Here is a 17936-nt window from a genome sequence, read left to right as displayed (position 1 = left end):
TGATACGGACAAGGGTGGTGCGGAGCAGGCACGGACCACACGGAGCAGGCACGGGCCACAAGGCGCGGCCGGGCCCCACCAGGGGTTCCGGGCCGGGCGGCGGTAGTGTGAGAGGACCATGAGCGCACCTGTGGCCCAGCCTCCGTCGTACGCCGAGACCCCGACCCTGCTGGTCAAGATCTTCGGCAAGGACCGGCCCGGCATCACCGCCGGCCTCTTCGACACCCTCGCGGCCTTCGCTGTCGAGGTCGTCGACATCGAGCAGCTCGTCACCCGTGGCCGTATCACCCTGTGCGCCCTGGTGACCGCGCCCAGCGCCGGCACCGCCACCGAGGGCGAGCTGCGCGCGACCGTGCACAGCTGGGCCGAGTCGATGAGCCTGACCGCCGAGATCATCTCGGGTACGGGCGACAACCGGCCCCGCGGCACCGGACGTTCGCACGTCACCGTGCTGGGCCACCCGCTCACCGCGGAGTCGACCGCCGCCATAGCGGCCAGCATCACCTCCACGGGCGGCAACATCGACCGCATCTTCCGGCTCGCCAAATATCCGGTCCTGGCTGTCGAGTTCGATGTCTCCGGCACGGAGACGGCGCTGCTGCGTACGTCTCTGGCTCTGGAGGCCGCGAAGTACGGCGTCGATGTGGCCGTCGTCGCCTCTGGGCTCCAGCGGCGGGCGCAGCGGCTGGTGGTGATGGATGTGGACTCCACCCTCATCCAGGACGAGGTGATCGAGCTGTTCGCGGCCCATGCGGGCTGCGAGGCCGAGGTCGCCGAGGTGACGGCGCGGGCAATGCGCGGCGAGCTCGACTTCGAGGAGTCGCTGCACGCGCGGGTCGAACTGCTGGCGGGACTCGATGTGTCGGTCGTCGACAAGGTGCGCGAGGAGGTGCGGCTCACCCCGGGGGCACGCACCCTGGTCCGTACGCTCAAGCGGCTCGGCTTCCAGGTGGGTGTCGTCTCCGGCGGCTTCACACAGGTGACGGACGCGCTCCGGGAGGAGCTGGGGCTGGACTTCGCCTCCGCCAACACGCTGGAGGTCGTGGACGGCAAGCTCACGGGGCGGGTCACCGGGGAGATCGTCGACCGCGCGGGCAAGGCGCGGCTGCTGCGGCGGTTCGCCGATGAGGCGGGGGTGCCACTGGCGCAGACCGTCGCCATCGGTGACGGCGCCAACGACCTGGACATGCTGAACACCGCGGGGCTCGGCGTCGCCTTCAACGCCAAGCCCCTGGTGCGGGAGGCCGCCCACACGGCGGTGAACGTGCCGTTCCTGGACACGGTGCTCTATCTGCTGGGCATCACCCGCGAAGAGGTCGAGGCCGCGGACGGGCCCGAGGGAGCGATCGAGAGAGTCTGAGCTCCCTCGGTCCGTCCGCGGACGGTTGCCTCACTCGTGCGGTGACCAGAAGCGGGTCAGCTCCGCGCTGCCCGGCTCCACCGACTTCCAGGAGCCGGTGTAGCGCAGGACGGCGACGGCGGCCGTGGGGAAGCCGCGGGCCATCCGCTCCTGCGCTTCCTGGTCGGCGGCCCCGGCAAGCACGTCGGCGACCGACTGCATCCCGGGGTTGTGGCCGATGATCAGCAAGTCCCGCACGTCGTCGGCGACTTCGTTGATGACCTCGATGATCTGGCCGGGCGGCGCCTCGTAGAGACGCTCCTCGTAGACGGTCTTGGGTCGCTGGGGGAGATGGGAGACGACCAGCTTCCACGTCTCGCGGGTGCGGGTCGCTGTCGAGCAGAGGGTGAGTTGCGGGGTGATGCCCTGACCGGCGAGCCATTCGCCCGCCGCGGGGGCGTCCAGGCGGCCTCGCTCGGCGAGGGGCCGCTCATGATCCGCCACCTGGGGCCAGTCCGCCTTGGCGTGCCGGAGAAGGACGATACTGCGGGGCACATCGACGCTCATGTCTCCCAGCTTCGCATGAAACCTCCTGACAGGCGCGGGGTGTTGGACGGTCGGTTCCCCATAAGTGACGCACGGTGATGCACCGCTCACCGCTACCGCTCCCCGTCACCGGGACGGCCCAGGCCCGCCTCAGCCCAGCAGGGAACCCCACAGATGGGTGAGGAAGGACAGCAGCGGGCTGTCGGCTGCACGCTGGGCGGCGTCCGCCTGTCCCCCGCCCATCAGGAGGACCAGCAGCAGAGCGAAGCCGACTATCGGCAGCAGCACCCCCCACCAGGGCAGCTGCGTCTGCGCCGCCTCCGACCGCCTTGGCTGTGCGGCGCCCGGGGCCGGGCGGTTCCTGCTCCGGTCCGATGTGAGGTGCGCGGGGGCCGTCATGGTCTCGCCTCCGGATTCGGTGGGGTTTGCCGGTCCTTCTCGTCCGTCTCGTATCTCGACGGTACGGAGGACGAAAGAGCGATCCCATCCGGTGAGCCACCCAGTTACCCCTGACGCCAGCCCCCTAGGGGATGGTGGTGCCAGCTACACCCCACGGGCGGCCGGCAGGGCCGGGCCGCGGAGGAGGGGGTGTCAGCCGGCGGCGATGCTGGCGATCACGCCGATGACGACGGTGACGGCCATCATGGCGCCGAAGATCAGCAGGAGCTTCTTCCGTGGTTCCGGGGGATTCGGTTCGAGCACTGGCATGTGAGCCAGTGTCGCACTCAGCGTCCTTCCTCGATGACCCGGTCCCTGCCCGCCAGCAGGCCCGTCGCCATCTGCGCGAGCATCAGCGCGGTCATCAGCAGGAGCGGCACGTGCCAGCCACCGCTGAGGTCGTGCAGCGAGCCGACGAGCAGCGGGCCCGGGATGGAGATCAGATAGCCGGTGCTCTGCGCGAAGGCGGAGAGCTTGACGACGCCGGCGTTGGACCGGGAGCGCATGCCGATCATGGTGAGGGCCAGCGGGAAGGCGCAGTTGGAGACCCCCAGCACCAGGGCCCACGCCCAGGCACCGGCCGCAGGCGCGAGCCACAGGCCCGCGTACCCGACCAGACCGCAGACGCCGAGCGCGAGCACCAACGGACCCTGATGCCGCATCCGGGCGGCCAGCTTCGGCAGCACGAAGGAGAGCGGGACACCCATGCCCATCGTCACCGCGAGCATCACACCGGCCGCCGACGCCGAGACCCCGGCGTCGCGGAAGATCTGCGGCAGCCACCCCATGGTGATGTAGGCGGCGGACGCCTGGAGGCCGAAGAAGACACCGAGCGCCCAGGCGGTGGGCGACTTGGTGATACGCAGCGCGGGCACGGAACCCTCGGCCGTCTCGGGAGCTTCCTGTACGGCCTCCGGCTCGGGTGTGCGGGCCGCGCGGTTCCGGGAGATCACTGCCCATGGGACGACGGCGACGGCGGCCGGCACCGCCCAGGCAGCCAGGCCGATCCGCCAGCTGCCGCCGAGCGCGTCGGTCATCGGCACGGTGACGGCGGCGGCACCGGCCGTCCCCAGGGCGAGCGCCATCGAGTAGATCCCCGTCATGGAGCCCACCCGGTCGGGGAACCAGTGCTTGACGATGACGGGCATCAGTACGTTGCTCACCGCGATCCCGGCGAGGGCGAGCGCGGTGGCGGCCAGGAAGGTGGCGGTACCGCCCGTCAGCGGCCGCAGAACGAGCCCGAGGGTGATGGCGACCATGCCGGCCAGCACGACGGGGGCCGGGCCGCGGCGGCGGGCCAGCCGGGGAGCCAGACCGCCGAAGATGGCGAAGCACAGCGGCGGCACGGAGGTCAGCAGCCCCGCGACGGTGCCGCTCATATGCAGCCCGTGCCGTACCTCCTCCAGCAGCGGACCGAGCCCGGATATGGCGGGGCGCAGGTTGAGCGCCGCGATCACCAGTCCGGCGGCGACGAGACCGACCAGCCAGCGCGGCACCACAGGACCCTCGGCTCCGAGTTCGGGAGGCGGCGCCTGGATCCCGGCGGGGTGCTCGGGGACGGTGCGGGTCCCCACGTCGGTGGCGGGTGCGGAGTTCCTGCTGTCGTCGTCTGCCGATGCCATGCCCCCCATCATAGAATCATGGGATGAATGCTCGCCAACCAATTGACCCTCCCTCGCTTCCCGCGCTCTCCGCCCCCCATCGCGCCCCCTTGGCCACTCAGGTGATCGCGACGCTGCGGCACCAGATCACCTCGGGCCAGTGGCCGGTGGGCAGCCGTATCCCGACCGAGCCGGAACTGGTCGAGCAGCTCGGCGTGGCCCGCAACACGGTGCGGGAGGCGGTGCGTGCCCTCGCGCACAACGGGCTGCTGGACATCCGGCAGGGCTCTGGCACCTACGTGGTGGCGACCAGCGAGCTGGCCGGGGTGATGCACCGCAGGTTCGCCGGTGCCGACCTGCGGCATGTGGCGGAGCTGCGCTCCGCGCTGGAGACGGCGGGCGCACGGCTGGCGGCACGCCGCCGTACGGATGCCGACGTGCAGCAGCTCGACGGGCTGCTGGTGCGCCGCGAGGCGGCATGGGACTCGGGCGACGTCGAGCACTTCATCGACGCCGACCGGAGCCTGCACATGGGCGTGGTCTCGGCCTCCCACAATGAGGTGCTGGCGGCGGTGTACGCCGACCTCGGTGAGGTGCTGCGGGCCTACCTCCGGCAGGACGTCGGCGAGGAGTTGCGCCCGGAGAACTACATGGACCACGCCCGGCTGCTGGAGGCCATCCGCGCACAGGACGCGGAGGCCGCCTCCAAGGAGGCGGCCTCCCATACGGCGGAATGGGGCCAGGGCGCGCTGTAGCCGTCCGGCGGGCCGGCCGAACGCGGTGGTTGCGGAGTACGTTCCATTCCGCCGGGCCCTGTTGTGGGGTGGTTGCGCGCCCTGGCGGCGGTAGAGAGGCGGGGCCCTCCCCGCGAAACGCGGCCTACGCCCCCATCATGTGGACGCCGCCGTCGACGTGGACGATCTCGCCCGTCGTCTTGGGGAAGAAGTCCGAGAGCAGAGCGACGACACCGCGGCCGGCGGGCTCCGGGTCGGCCAGGTCCCAGCCGATGGGGGCGCGGGTGTTCCAGACGTCGGACAGCTCCTCGAAGCCCGGGATGGACTTGGCGGCCATCGACTTGATCGGGCCCGCGGAGACCAGGTTGCAGCGGATGTTCTTGTGCCCGAGGTCGCGTGCGAGGTAGCGGGAGGTGGCCTCGAGCGCGGCCTTGGAGACGCCCATCCAGTCGTACTTCGGCCAGGCGAGCTGCGCGTCGAAGTCCATACCGACGACGGAGCCGCCGCGCTTCTCCAACAGCGGCAGCAGCGCCATCGTCAGCGCCTTGAGCGAGTACGCCGAGACCTCGACGGCCGTGGCGACCGACTCCCACTCGGTGTTGAGGAAGTTGCCGCCGAGCGCGTCCTGCGGCGCGAACCCGATGGAGTGCACGACACCGTCGAGCGCGGTGTCTTCGCCGAAGTGCTCGGCGACCTTCGCGGCGAGCCCGTCCAGGTGCTCCTTGTTCTGTACGTCCAGCTCGATGACCGGCGCTTCCTTGGGGAGTCGCTTGGCGATGCGCTGCACCAGGGAGAGCCGCCCGAAGCCGGTCAGTACGACCTCGGCACCCTCCTCCTGGGCGACCTTGGCCGCGTGGAAGGCGATCGAGGAGTCGGTCAGCACGCCGGTGATCAGTACGCGCTTTCCAGCGAGGATTCCGCTCATGTTCAGTGACCCATGCCCAATCCGCCGTCCACGGGAATGACGGCTCCGGTGATGTACGCGGCCTCGTCGGAAGCCAGGAAGCGGACCGAGGAGGCGACCTCCTCGGGGGCGGCGTAGCGGCCCAGCGGCACCTGCTTGACGATGTCCTCGCGCTGTTCGTCGGTGAGCGCACGGGTCATGTCGGTGTCGACGAAACCGGGCGCGACGACGTTGCAGGTGATGTTGCGGGAGCCCAGCTCACGGGAGAGCGAGCGGGCGAAGCCCACGAGACCGGCCTTGGACGCCGCGTAGTTGGCCTGACCGGCCTGGCCCATCAGTCCGACGACCGAGGAGATCAGCACGATACGGCCCTTACGGGCGCGCAGCATGCCGCGGGAGGCGCGCTTGACCACCCGGTAGGTGCCGGTGAGGTTGGTGTCGAGGACCGAGGTGAAGTCGTCCTCGGACATCCGCAGCAGCAGCTGGTCGCGGGTGACGCCCGCGTTGGCGACGAGCACCTCGACCGCGCCCTGCTTCTCCTCGATCTCTTTGTACGCCTGCTCCACCTGCTCCGGCTCGGTGATGTCGCACTTGACGCCGAGGAAGCCCTCGGGCGGCTCTCCGGAGCGGTAGGTGACGGCGACCTTGTCGCCTGCCTCGGCGAAGGCACGGGCGATGGCGAGGCCGATGCCGCGGTTCCCTCCGGTCACGAGCACTGAGCGGCTCACTGTGTGACCACCCTTTCTGCTTCTGCTGTCGCGGTCTGTCGCAAAGAGAACCTATCCGGCGCCGCCAGGTCACGAGCACTCGGGCACGGACAGGGGCATCTGCGGCCTCCTGTGGAGTCCCTACAGAAACGCCGGTCCGCAGACCTGCAGACGGCGAGCGGTGGCGATCCGCCGTGGGCGGCCGGTGTCAGTACAGGCGCATAGACTTCCGGTGACCGTATTCAGCAACCACCACACCAGGACAGTGACGTGACACGCCTCGGCGACTCCGTACAGCGCGCCAGTGAGCTGCTGGCCCAGGACCTCTCCTCCGACACCAACGTCGAGCGGCTGCTCGCGGAGACCGGGGCGCGGCGCTATCTGGACCTGAGCGATCTGCCGGCCAAGGAGCAGGCCGAGCTGATCGGGGCGCGGTCTGTGGAACTGCTGCCGTCGGTGGAGAAGCTCGCCGAGCGGATCGAGGAGCGGGCAGCGCAGGGCAAGGGCCTGCACATCAAGCTGGGCATCGACCCGACGGCGGCGGACGTGCACCTGGGGCACGCGGTGCCGGTGATCGTGCTCAGCCGCTTCCAGCGGATGGGCCACGACGTCACGCTGATCATCGGTGACTTCACCGCCAAGATCGGCGACCCCTCGGGCCGTACGGCCGAACGCCCGCCGCTGACCGACGAGGACATCGCGCGGAACCTGTCCGGCTACCAGGAGCAGGTACGGCCCTTCTTCGACTTCGAGAAGGTGCGGTTCGCGCACAACGGCGAGTGGCTGGCCCCGGTCACGCTGCCGAAGCTGCTGGGGCTGCTGGCACAGGTGCCGGTCTCCGCGCTGCTCCAGCGCGAGGACTTCCGCAACCGGCTCTCGGAGGGCTCGGGGCTGACGATGTCCGAGCTGCTCTACCCCGTCGCCCAGGCCCTGGACTCCGTCGAGCTGGCCTGCGACGTGGAGCTGGGCGGTGTCGACCAGCTGCTCAACCTGCAGATGGGCCGCCGGGTGATGGAGGCGTACGGGCAGCAGCCGCAGCTCGTGGTCACCATGCCACTGGTGGAGGGCACGGACGGCTCGGGCGCCAAGATGTCCAAGTCCAAGGGCAACTACGTGGGCCTGGGCAGCGCACCCGACGAGGTGTTCGGCAAGATCATGTCGATCCCGGACCGGCTGATGGCCCCCTACCTGCGCGCCTGGACCGAGTGGACGGACGCGGAGATCGACCAGGTGAAGGGCCGGATCGAGGCGGGTTCGCTGCATCCGATGGACCTGAAGAAGGTCCTGGCGGGCGAGGTCGTCGCGGCGCTGCACGGAGTGCCCGCCGCGATGGCGGCCCGTGCCCACTTCGTGGCCCAGTTCTCCAAGAAGTCCTTCTCCGACGTCGAGACGCTGCCCTCCGTGGAGGTGGCCGAGCACGGCGAGGAGAGCGTCGCCGCAGTGCTGACGAAGGTCCTGGAGTTCACCCCGAGCGCCTCGGCGGCCCGCCGGATCGCGAAGCAGAACGGGCTGCGGCTGATCATCGAGAAGAGCGGTCAGGAGCAGCAGGCAGTGGTGCTCTCCGAGGCGGAGGCGCTGCGCCCGCTGGCCGAGGTCGCCCGGGACGCGGTGGCCACGCAGGAGGGCGGCGCGGCCGACGCGGTGTACCTGAAGGCGGGCCGCAAGGTCGCAGAGATCCGCGGTCTGTGAAGGTGCGCGGCGGATCGGACGGGCCATGCCGTACCCGGCTCTCCGGCCGGGGTACGCAGCCTGTCGGATCCGCCGTGCCGCCGTCGTACGCAGGGCGGCCGGTCCGGTGCGACCAGCGCCCCGATCTCGTAGCGGACGCATCCGAGGCGTACCGTGGAAAACGTCCGGATCTCCGTGCAGAGCCACGGAGAACGGCAGGTGAGCAGGTGGTGAAACGTGATGCGGAAGCAGCACCAGCCGGAGGTTTTCCGGATCACCGGCGCCCGTCAGGGGCTGCAGGATGATGTGCGCGGGAGACAGCGTCGCTATGTGATCTCCATGCTGATCCGCACGGTCGCAGTCCTGCTCACCGTGGTGCTGTGGAACGTCCAGCGTCCGCTGGCAGTGGTGGCGCTGGTGCTCGGACTGACCCTTCCGTACATCGCGGTGGTGATCGCCAACGCGGGCCGGGAGAATGCTCCTTCGGCTCCGCCGACGGTTATTCCTGATCCTCCGCACGAAGCGCTGGAAGCCTCGCGGGTGACCAAAGCGGAGGACGAAACCGCCCCGGAAGGGGCTGAGCCGGACTCGAACGAGGCCACGAGCGACCGCAGTTGATCTGGCTCTTCGCACAAAGCTCAAGAAAACCTCAGATCAATCCTGCGGTTCCGGTGCACTGCGAGCGCTCCCGCATGCCATACTTCAGGTGCGCTCCGCATCCCCCGTCGGAGCGATGGACCGACGCCGGGCGGCTCCCCCCGTGGCTGCCCGGCGTCGCTTAATGTCCGGGGCGTGCGAGAAGATGGAGGGGTGATCCCTTCCGCCTCCCCCTCCTCCGAGGGGCCCGACACCCCGATCTGCTCCGCCAAGGGCTGCCGTGAGCCGGCTGTGTGGGTGCTCGCCTGGAACAATCCGAAGCTGCACACCCCCGACCGCCGCAAGACCTGGCTGGCGTGTGAGGAACACCGCGAATACCTCTCGAAGTTCCTCGGCGTCCGCGGCTTCCTGAAGGACACCGTGCCGCTGGCCGAGTGGGAGTCGGCCCATGGCGGGTAGCGCGGCTCGCTGAGTGCGGACTGGCGCATCGCCGAGCGGCGAGCGGGGGTCGGAGGGCTCGCTGGGTGGGGCCCTCGCGTTGTTGAGCGCGCGCGATCGCCGGCTCGCCGAGCGCGGGGCGTTGACTCGCCCGGCGCGGGGCGCCTCGTTGAGCGGTCGGTCGTAAGGTCAGCCGCCGATTGCCGACATCGGGCGCTGCGGCTGGACGAACGAGGGGTCGTCGATGCCGGCGCCCGCCTTTTTGCCCCACATCGCCTTGCGCCACAGCGCCCCGACCTCCGCGTCGGAGGCGCCGCCGCGCAGTGCGGCACGCAGGTCGGACTCCTCCGTGGCGAACAGGCAGGTGCGCACCTGTCCGTCGGCCGTCAGCCGGGTGCGGTCGCAGGCCCGGCAGAACGGCCGGGTGACCGAGGCGATGACGCCGACCCGCTGCGGGCCCCCGTCCACCAGCCAGCGCTCGGCAGGGGCCGAGCCGCGTTCCTCCTGGCCCTCCGGGGTGAGGGTGAAGCGGGTGCGCAGCGACTCCAATATGTCACCAGCGGTGATCATGCCGTCGCGCTGCCAGCCGTGCTGGGCGTCGAGCGGCATCTGCTCGATGAAGCGGAGCTCATAGCCCTCTTCCAGTGCCCATTCCAGCAGGTCGGGAGCTTCTTGTTCGTTGAGCCCCGGCATCAGCACCGCGTTGACCTTCACCGGCGTCAGGCCCGCCTCCCGTGCTGCGGCCAGGCCGCGCAGCACGTCGGCATGGCGCTTGCGGCGGGTCATGCGCTGAAACGTCTCGGGGTCGAGGGTGTCCAGCGAGACGTTGACCCGGTCCAGGCCCGCCTCGCGCAGCGCCACCGCGGTGCGCTCCAGGCCGATGCCGTTGGTGGTCAGCGACATCCTGGGGCGAGGCTCCAGCTCCGCGCAGCGCGCCACGATGCTGGTCAGGCCCGGGCGCAGGAGGGGCTCGCCGCCTGTGAAGCGGACCTCGGTGACGCCGAGGTCCGTGGTGGCGATGCGGATCAGCCGGACGAGCTCGTCGTCCGTCAGCAGCTCGGGCTTGGCGAGCCACTGCAGCCCTTCTTCCGGCATGCAGTACGTGCAGCGCAGGTTGCAGCGGTCGGTCAGCGAGACGCGCAGGTCGGTGGCGACCCGGCCGTAGGTGTCGAGCAGCATGCTGACGGCCCTCCCAGGTGCGTGATCTGCTTCGCAGCGTAGGTCACGGGTGTGACATTCGACAGCGCCAATTGTTGCGCCCTCGCACCTGAGAGGGCCGCGCCCTCTGGGGGACCGCATACGCGTGAGGGCCGTTGCTTGTGGGGGCACGCGGGCGGGGCCGCCGCTTTGTGAGGCGGCACCCGCCCGCGGAGCCCTCAGTGGGCGCCGACGCCTGTCATGGAGCGCACCTCGAGCTCGGCGTACTTCGCACCGCCGGCGCCCTCATCCTTGGAGAGGAGGGAACCGATCCAGCCGAGCAGGAAGCCCAGCGGGATGGAGATGAGGCCCGGATTCTCCAGGGGGAACCAGGCGAAATCAGCGTCGGGGAACATGGAGGTCTCCTTGCCGGTGACCACCGGCGAGAAGAACACCAGGAACACCGAGGAGAGCAGTCCGCCGTAGATCGACCACAGGGCGCCCGTGGTGGTGAAGCGCTTCCAGAAGAGGCTGTACAGGAGGGTGGGCAGGTTCGCGGAAGCGGCGACCGCGAAGGCCAGGGCCACCAAGCCCGCGACATTGAGCTTGCCCGCGAAGATGCCCAGTCCGATGGCGACTCCACCGATGATGACGGCCGAGATGCGGGCCGCCTTGACCTCCTCCTTCTCGGAGGCCCTGCCCCTGCGGATGACGTTGGCGTACAGGTCGTGGGCGAAGGAGGACGACGAGGCGAGGGTCAGTCCGGCGACGACGGCGAGGATGGTGGCGAAGGCGACCGCGGAGATCATCGCCAGCAGTACGGCGCCGCCGGTCGAGTCCGCGCCGCCGCCGATCTCCTGGGCGAGCAGCGGCGCCGCCGTGTTGCCCGCCTCGTTGGAGTCGGTGATCGTCTTGGGGCTGAGCAGCGCGGCGGCGCCGAAGCCGAGCGCGATGGTCATCAGATAGAAGACGCCGATGATGCCGATGGCCCAGTTGACCGACTTCCGTGCTGCCTTGGCGGTGGGCACGGTGTAGAAGCGGATGAGGATGTGCGGCAGCCCGGCGGTGCCCAGGACGAGTGCGATACCGAGGGAGATGAAGTCGATCTTCGAGGTCGTCGTGACGCCGTATTTCAGCCCGGGTTCCAGGAACGACGCACCCTTTCCGCTGTTCTCGGCGGCAGCGCCGAGGAGGGAGGAAAGGTTGTAGTTGAACTTGTGGAACACCAGGACGGTGATGATGACGGTGCCGCCGATCAGCAGGCACGCCTTGATCATCTGCACCCAGGTGGTGCCCTTCATGCCGCCGATCGTCACGTAGAGGATCATGACGACGCCGACGAAGACGACGATCAGGTTCTTGCCCGTATCGCCGGTGATGCCCAGCAGCAGTGCGACGAGCGCGCCGGCGCCGACCATCTGGGCGAGCAGGTAGAAGATCGAGACGACGATGGTGGAGACACCGGCGGCGGTGCGTACGGGCCGCTGGCGCATCCGGTAGGCCAGTACGTCGCCCATGGTGTAGCGCCCGGAGTTGCGCAGCGGTTCGGCGACCAGGAGGAGGGCGACGAGCCAGGCCACCAGGAAGCCGATGGAGTAGAGGAATCCGTCATATCCGGACAGGGCGATGGCGCCGGCGATGCCGAGGAAGGACGCGGCCGACATGTAGTCGCCGGAGATGGCCAGCCCGTTCTGGAAGCCGGTGAACTGCCGCCCGCCGGCGTAGAAGTCGGTGGCGTCCTTGGTGCGGCGGCCCGCCCAGACGGTGACAGCCAGGGTGGCGACGACGAAGACGGAGAAGAGGGTGATGATCAGCGGGCGGTGCTCGCTCGCCCCTTCGGCGGCCAGCTGCACGGCGGGGGCCGCGAGTGCGTGGGTGGCGCTCATGCGTCGTCCTCCTTGCCGGTGAGCTCGCTCTTGTCCTTGATGAGGCGATCGGCCTGGTGGCCGATCCCTCCACCGGCGGCCCGCTGGAGGTTCTCAGCCTCCAGCCGCGTCTTGAGCGCTTCCGCCTTGGGGTCGAGCTTCGCGGCGGCGAACCGCGAGTACCACCAGGCGATCAGGAAGGTCGTCAGGAACTGCGCGAGTCCGAAGACGAAGGCGACGTTGAGGTTGCCGACGACCTTGTGGCCCATGAACCCGCCCGCGTAGTTGGAGAGCAGGACGTAGAGCAGGTACCAGACGATGAATGCGACGGTGAGCGGGAAGACAAACGAACGGTAGCCGCGCCGCAGTTCACCGAACTCGGCGCTGTGCTGCACGTCCGTGTAGTCCCGGGGCCCCGGTGGGCCGGGGTTCGCGTGCTCTGGGGCGGTGTCCACAGTGACTCCAGACGGAACGTGAGGAACGTGATGGGGGACGGTTCGGACAGAAGGTGTGACCCACGTCTCAATGGACGCACAGTGCGCGCATCGTAGATCGTGACTTGGGCGCTACAACAGGGGTCGGTAGTTGAAACGGATAGGACCGATCACGGTTGTGCACTGCCTTCGGACTTTCTTCATCAATCCATTGCAGTTACCTGGCCCACAGGGATAACTTCCGTCGTCTGTGGACAACTTCAGACGACATGGAGACCCCATGGATTCGAGACCATCCAGACGGCGGCGCGCACTCGCGGTGCCGTTGGGACTGGTACTGACCGCCTCCCTCGGCCTGGCAGGCGCGGCTGCCGCCAACGCGCAGACCACCGAGCGGGCCGCTGCCGCGGCGCCCAAGGCGAAGTCCGGCGAGAAGCTCAGCTACATCGTCAACACCGAAACCGAAGGCGGTACCGTCGAACGGGTCAAGAACGAAATACGCGAGGCTGACGGCAAGGTCGTCGCCACGTACCGGAAAATAGGCGTCATCGTCGCGCACTCCAGCAACCCGGAGTTCGGCAAGACGCTGCGTGCGGTCGACGGCGTCGACTCGGCGGGCGCCACCCGCACCGCCCCGCTGAAGGCCGCCACCACCACCGAGGTGGGCAAGCCCCACTTCGTCAAGGAGCCCAAGGCGAAGTCCACCCTGGCGAAGGCGAAGGCCAAGGAGCAGGAGCCGCTGGAATCCCTCCAGTGGGACAAGCGGGCCATCAAGGCCGACAAGGCGGCCAAGGTCGACGAGGGCAGCAGGAAGGTCACCGTCGGCGTCATCGACACCGGCGTGGACGACACCCACCCGGACCTGAAGCCGAACTTCTCCGCGACGCAGTCCGCGAACTGCGTCGGCGGCAAGGCCGACACCACACCCGGCGCCTGGCGGCCGTACAACCCTGACGGGGACTACCACGGCACTCACGTCGCGGGCATCATCGCCGCCCCTCGCAACGGCGTCGGCATCGCGGGCACCGCTCCCGGTGTGAAGATCGCGTCCCTCAAGGTGAGCGAGCCGGAGACCGCGCTGTTCTACAGCGAGGCCGTCGTCTGCGCGATGGTCTACGCGGCCGACCACGGCATCAAGGTCACCAACAACAGCTACTACGTCGACCCGTGGCTGTACAACTGCGACGACCAGGCCGACCAGAAGGCCATTGCCGAGTCGGTGCAGCGTGCCATCAGGTACGCGCAGGGCAAGGGCGTCACTACGGTCAGCTCTGCGGGCAACTCCTCGCACGACCTGGCGGCATCGGAGATCATGGACGACACCAGCCCGGACGACAGCACTCCGGTCAAGCGCACCATCGATCCGGCCACCTGCCCGGACGTGCCGACCATGCTGAACGGCGCCACCTCGGTCTCGTCGACCGGTCCGGAGAATCTGAAGTCGTACTACTCCAACTACGGCCGGGACCAGATCGACGTCACCGCCCCAGGGGGTGACCGGTCGTTCCAGACGCCGGAGGAGCCCGCCAAGGACGGTGGCGTGCTGTCCACCATGCCGAACGGCGAGTACGCCTACCTCCAGGGCACCTCGATGGCCGGACCGCAGGTCGCGGGCGTGGCGGCGCTGCTCAAGAGCAAGCACCCCAAGTCCAGCCCCCAGGAGATCTCCTGGCTGCTGAAGGCGCAGGCGCAGACCCTGCCGTGCCCGGAGAAGTACGACCCGGGCAACCGCGGCACCTACGCCGCGAAGTGCACCGGTGTGAAGGGCAACAACAGCTTCTACGGCCATGGGCTCGTGGACGCGCTGGCGGCCGTCACGAAGTGATGACCGCGCCGATTGCCCACTGCTGCGAAGCTTGGGCAGTCTGCTCCCCCAGCCTCCGGCCGGGAGGTGCTCCCAGGGGCGCAGGGTGGGCAAGCGCAGCCTCACATGCCGGGTACGAAGAGGCGCCGGACGCGCCCTAGGGAAGTGGCGAGGAGCCGGACCGCACATCCTGCGGTCCGGCTCCTTCCGTTGCGGGCCGCGCTGTGACGGCCGTCGGCCGCCATCCCGGACCGCGGAAGACGCGGCCCGCCCGCTCGCGCCAGCTGCGCGCCGTGCGGAGGTCGCGGGCGATGGCCGCGTACTCGTGGGTGGCGACGCGCAGCGGGTTGTAGGTGTTGATGTTCTTCGTCAGCCCGAAGACGCACGCGTCGGTCTCCGGTACGAACGAGCCGAAGAGCCGGTCCCAGACGATCAGGATGCCGCCGAAGTTGCGGTCCAGATAGCCGCCTTGGGACGCGTGGTGGACCCGGTGGTGCGAGGGCGTGTTGAAGACGAACTCGATCGGCCTGGGCAGCTTCCCGATCCGCTCGGTGTGGATCCAGAACTGGTAGACGAGGTTGGCGGAGGAGCAGAACGCGAGGGCCGCCGGATGGACGCCGCAAGCGATCACCGGGACGTAGAACGGCCACACGGTCCAGGTCGTCCACGGCTGGCGCAGCGCCGTGGTGAGGTTGAACTTCTCGCTGGAGTGGTGCACGACATGGCAGGCCCACAGGATGCGGATCACATGGTGGCCACGGTGCGACCAGTAGTAGAAGAAGTCCTGCGCGAGCAGCATCAGGGGCAAGGTCCACCAGAGGATCGGCACGCGCAGCGGGGTGAGTTCGTAGATCGCCGCGTAGATCGCGACGATCGGTATCTTCCACAGCGCGTCGAACACCAGGCTGCCGAGCCCCATGGTGATGCTGGCCGCGGCGTCCTTCACCTCGTAACCGGCGGAGTCTTCGTCCGGATGCAACCGGTAGCTCACCATTTCGATGACGGTGAGCAGGACGAAGGCGGGGATGGACCAGAGGACGACATCGGGCAGGCTAGACGGCATGTCAGCAAGGTAAAGCCGGTGACGGCGCCGCGCCAGGGGTTGTTACCGCCCGGTATGAAGTTCTTGCCTCACCACACCCGTACGCTCCCTCCCGGGGCGAAGGCCGGGCTGGTGGCGTCGGCCGGGACCTGGGTCAGCGGCTCGGCGATCTCGGCGACCGTGGGGCCGACCCGGGCGGCGATCGCGTCGAGGAACTCCAGGTCGAACCCGTACACCCGGGCCGCGTTGCCGCCCACCATGGCGGCGACCTCCTCCGGCGGCAGCCCCGCGAAGGCGATCCGCAGCCCCTCCCGCGAGTAGGGCTGGGTGCCCTCGTCATGGGGGTAGTCGCTGCCCCACATGATCTTGTCGCGGCCGATGCGCTCCCGCAGCGGCACCTCGTGCGGCCGCATGAAGCTGGCCCCGACATAGCAGTTCTCGCGCCATACCGCGCTGGGGCGCTGCCCCATGGCCTCGGCGAGGCCCGCACCGAACTTGGACTCGGCGGTGGCCGCCGACCGGCCCGCCGCGGAGACCAGCCGCTGATGGTAGTAGTCCAGCATCTCCAGCACGCCGGGGATCCATCCGGACCCCTGCTCGGTCAGCACCAGCCGCAGCGAGGGATGGCGGCGGAAGGCCCCGCCGAAGATCAGATGCCACAGGGCGCGGTGCGAGAACCACGTCGTCTCCACCATGAACACCGCGCGTGCGGCGGGCTCGTCCCCCAGCGGCGGAGAGGCCGAGCCGCCGTGGTGGTTGACGGGAACGTCCAGTTCCGCGCAGACGGCCCACAGCGGGTCGTAGACCTCGGAGTACAGCTCGGGGATACCGGAACCCGGCGGTACGCCCGGCAGCAGTACGCCGCCTGTCAGGCCAGCCTCACGGGTCCGGCGCACCTCACGTACGGCCTCGTCGACGTCGTTGAGGAGAATCTGTGCGACACCGGCCCGCTGTCCCGGCGCCTCGGCGCAGAAGTCGGCGAGCCAGCGATTGTGGGCGCGCAGCCCCGCCCAGCGCCGGTCCAGCTCCTCCGGGGTGGGGACGGGCGCCATCAGGGAGGCGGACGGGAAGAACGGCGGGATGGTGTTGGGGAAGACGACTTCGGCGACGATGCCGTCCGCCTCCATCTCGGCCAGCCGCCGCCCGGAGTTCCAGTTGCGGTCGGCGGTGTCGGCGAGCAGGTCCTCGTACGGGTTGACGTAGTCGGCCGCCCAGGCGTCGAAGTCGTCGTGGTGGCGCTTGGGCAGATAGGGCTTGTAGTCGAGCAGGTCGGCGCCTGCGTGGCAGTCGGCAGAGATGACGGTGTAGCGGCCGGCGGCGCTGTGGTCGGTGCGGGTGCTCATTGCGCGTCCACCCCCGTGAACGGGAAGTCGGCTCCGGTCAGCCAGTGCCGGCCCGTCTCGCGGGCGCGGCGCCAGGACTCCTCCACCGGCCCCTGGTCGGCGGGCTGGCCCAGCTCGGCGGGGGTGGGGCCGATCCGGTGGGCGAGCGGCGCGAGGGCCGCGGTGTCGAAGCCGAAGACCTCGGCCGCCGCCTGGCCCAGCATCCGGCGCGTCTCGGCCACCGGAATGTCGTGGAAGGTGTCGCGCAGCCACTCCCGGGTGCGGGGCCAGGTGCCCTCGGGGTGTGGGAAGTCGCTGCCCCACAGGATGTTGTCGACGCCGATCTCGTAGCGCTGGGCCAGCTCGCGCCGCTTGGTGTTGGTGGCGCAGACGAAGATCTGCCGGTCGAGGTACTCGTGCGGCGGGCGCTGGAGCTCGGCGAACGGGGAGAGCTTCTTGCCGCCGTGCGCGCCCAGGTAGAGCCGGTCCATGAACCACAGCAGATTGGGCAGCCACCAGCAGCCGGACTCGGCGACGCCGAACCGCAGCCCCGGGTGCCGCTCGAACGCGCCGGACCACAGCAGGAACCACAGCGGGCGCGCGGGCCACCAGGTGACTTCGCTGACGTAGATGCCCAGATGATCGCCGTACTCGTGGCGGGGTGCCGCACCCGAATGAGTGACGACCGGCATGGCCGTCTCCGCCGCTGCCGCCCACACTGGGTCGTAACGCCGGTCGTGGTAGGGCGCCTTGTCGACCCACATGGACGGGATCATCAGCGCCCCCAGTCCGGATTCTCGCGCGCGGTGGATCTCGGCGACAACGCGTTTCACCTCACCGGTGACCGGTAAGAGGGCGACGCCGCAGTGCCGTTCGGGATGTACGGAGCAGAACTCGGCCAGCCAGCGGTTGTGTGCCTGTGCGCCGGCCATGCCCAGCTCCGGGTCCTGGTCACCGCTCAGGCCCAGGCCGACGCCGAAGGGCGCGGCGGTACCGCTGTCGACGGCGTCGGCGTCGGGGAAGACCACCTCACCGGCCACCCCGTCGCCGTCGAGCTCCTTGACGCGCTGCGCCGCATCCCAGCCGCCGCGCAGCCCTTCCTCGTTCTCCTCGAACCACTTGCGGGCAAACGTCTCGTTCCGGATGCCGAGGCGGGTGGACTCCTCGATCCGCGCGTCCCGCTGGGCGAGGAAGTCGTCGAACTCCCGGTGATACTTGCTCTCCAGGTAGGGCCGGTACTGCTCGGTGGGCAGTCCGGCGTGGCAGTCGGAGGAGATGATCAGGTACGGGTCGTCGTGGGGTGCACGCATGGCTGGGCCCTCCTCATCCAATACGCTGCGACCCTCCAGGGGACAACCCC

At 69.5% G+C, this 17936-nt stretch carries 18 protein-coding genes; 6 read left to right on the top strand and 12 right to left on the bottom strand.

From position 1 onward, the window contains the following. Positions 1-118: 118 nt before the first annotated feature. Positions 119-1360, top strand: coding sequence for a phosphoserine phosphatase SerB (gene serB / locus ACTWQF_RS33330; RefSeq protein WP_443283479.1), 1242 nt, complete (start codon positions 119-121; stop codon positions 1358-1360). A gap of 30 nt (positions 1361-1390) precedes the next feature. Here the strand turns inward: serB and ACTWQF_RS33325 are convergent, their stop codons facing one another. From ACTWQF_RS33325 to ACTWQF_RS33310, 4 genes are all read right to left on the bottom strand, one after another. Further along, entirely contained in the window at positions 1391-1906 is a 516-nt protein-coding gene (locus ACTWQF_RS33325) for a SixA phosphatase family protein (protein WP_443246708.1), read from the bottom strand. Positions 1907-2035: 129 nt separating this feature from the next. Continuing rightward, the gene (locus tag ACTWQF_RS33320) at positions 2036-2284 is read right to left on the bottom strand and encodes a hypothetical protein (RefSeq protein WP_443283478.1); all 249 of its coding nucleotides are present in this window, start codon (positions 2282-2284) and stop codon (positions 2036-2038) included. Positions 2285-2476: 192 nt separating this feature from the next. Continuing rightward, positions 2477-2593: an SGM_5486 family transporter-associated protein gene (locus tag ACTWQF_RS33315; RefSeq protein ID WP_254693415.1), complete on the bottom strand. Its 117-nt coding sequence runs from the start codon at positions 2591-2593 to the stop codon at positions 2477-2479. A 17-nt stretch (positions 2594-2610) separates the two neighbouring features. Further along, the gene (locus ACTWQF_RS33310) at positions 2611-3945 is read right to left on the bottom strand and encodes a CynX/NimT family MFS transporter (protein ID WP_443283477.1); all 1335 of its coding nucleotides are present in this window, start codon (positions 3943-3945) and stop codon (positions 2611-2613) included. Positions 3946-3968: 23 nt separating this feature from the next. On the opposite strand from ACTWQF_RS33310, the gene ACTWQF_RS33305 reads away from it, so the two are divergent. Beyond that, positions 3969-4679, top strand: coding sequence for a FadR/GntR family transcriptional regulator (locus ACTWQF_RS33305; protein ID WP_443283476.1), 711 nt, complete (start codon positions 3969-3971; stop codon positions 4677-4679). Positions 4680-4803: 124 nt separating this feature from the next. Here the strand turns inward: ACTWQF_RS33305 and fabI are convergent, their stop codons facing one another. Together fabI and fabG are read right to left on the bottom strand one after the other, a co-directional pair. After that, positions 4804-5583, bottom strand: a complete 780-nt coding sequence (gene fabI, locus ACTWQF_RS33300; protein WP_443283475.1) for an enoyl-ACP reductase FabI — start codon at positions 5581-5583, stop codon at positions 4804-4806. 2 nt (positions 5584-5585) lie between these two features. Then, positions 5586-6290, bottom strand: a complete 705-nt coding sequence (gene fabG, locus ACTWQF_RS33295; protein ID WP_443283474.1) for a 3-oxoacyl-[acyl-carrier-protein] reductase — start codon at positions 6288-6290, stop codon at positions 5586-5588. Between the two features lie 249 nt (positions 6291-6539). Here fabG and tyrS point away from each other — a divergent pair, with 249 nt between their 5' ends. From tyrS to ACTWQF_RS33280, 3 genes are all read left to right on the top strand, one after another. Then, on the top strand, positions 6540-7958 hold the full coding sequence (gene tyrS, locus ACTWQF_RS33290; protein WP_443283473.1) for a tyrosine--tRNA ligase: 1419 nt from the start codon (positions 6540-6542) through the stop codon (positions 7956-7958). A gap of 219 nt (positions 7959-8177) precedes the next feature. Then, positions 8178-8555 (top strand): DUF3099 domain-containing protein, encoded by a 378-nt coding sequence (locus ACTWQF_RS33285; RefSeq protein ID WP_443283499.1) that lies wholly within the window; start codon positions 8178-8180, stop codon positions 8553-8555. Between the two features lie 192 nt (positions 8556-8747). Then, entirely contained in the window at positions 8748-8993 is a 246-nt protein-coding gene (locus ACTWQF_RS33280; RefSeq protein WP_443283498.1) for a hypothetical protein, read from the top strand. A 168-nt stretch (positions 8994-9161) separates the two neighbouring features. Here ACTWQF_RS33280 and moaA read toward each other — a convergent pair whose 3' ends face one another. The 3 genes from moaA to ACTWQF_RS33265 form a co-directional block, all read right to left on the bottom strand. Continuing rightward, entirely contained in the window at positions 9162-10151 is a 990-nt protein-coding gene (gene moaA / locus ACTWQF_RS33275; protein ID WP_443283472.1) for a GTP 3',8-cyclase MoaA, read from the bottom strand. Between the two features lie 197 nt (positions 10152-10348). After that, positions 10349-11995: a solute symporter family protein gene (locus ACTWQF_RS33270; RefSeq protein ID WP_443283471.1), complete on the bottom strand. Its 1647-nt coding sequence runs from the start codon at positions 11993-11995 to the stop codon at positions 10349-10351. Next, positions 11992-12429, bottom strand: a complete 438-nt coding sequence (locus ACTWQF_RS33265; protein ID WP_443283470.1) for a DUF485 domain-containing protein — start codon at positions 12427-12429, stop codon at positions 11992-11994. The genes ACTWQF_RS33270 and ACTWQF_RS33265 overlap by 4 nt, the downstream gene beginning before the upstream one ends. A gap of 259 nt (positions 12430-12688) precedes the next feature. On the opposite strand from ACTWQF_RS33265, the gene ACTWQF_RS33260 reads away from it, so the two are divergent. Continuing rightward, positions 12689-14233, top strand: coding sequence for a S8 family peptidase (locus tag ACTWQF_RS33260; protein ID WP_443283469.1), 1545 nt, complete (start codon positions 12689-12691; stop codon positions 14231-14233). Between the two features lie 136 nt (positions 14234-14369). On the opposite strand, the gene ACTWQF_RS33255 is transcribed toward ACTWQF_RS33260, so the two are convergent. The 3 genes from ACTWQF_RS33255 to ACTWQF_RS33245 form a co-directional block, all read right to left on the bottom strand. Further along, complete coding sequence (locus tag ACTWQF_RS33255) at positions 14370-15275, bottom strand: sterol desaturase family protein (protein WP_443283468.1); 906 nt, start codon at positions 15273-15275, stop codon at positions 14370-14372. 68 nt (positions 15276-15343) lie between these two features. After that, positions 15344-16597: an amidohydrolase family protein gene (locus tag ACTWQF_RS33250; protein WP_443283467.1), complete on the bottom strand. Its 1254-nt coding sequence runs from the start codon at positions 16595-16597 to the stop codon at positions 15344-15346. Beyond that, positions 16594-17886, bottom strand: coding sequence for an amidohydrolase family protein (locus ACTWQF_RS33245; RefSeq protein ID WP_443283466.1), 1293 nt, complete (start codon positions 17884-17886; stop codon positions 16594-16596). Before ACTWQF_RS33245 ends, ACTWQF_RS33250 begins: the two co-directional genes overlap by 4 nt. Positions 17887-17936: the final 50 nt, after the last annotated feature.

This window comes from Streptomyces sp. 8N114 (assembly GCF_052245835.1).
Classification (GTDB): Bacteria; Actinomycetota; Actinomycetes; order Streptomycetales; family Streptomycetaceae; genus Streptomyces.
This window is presented reverse-complemented; position numbering and strand designations above follow the sequence as displayed.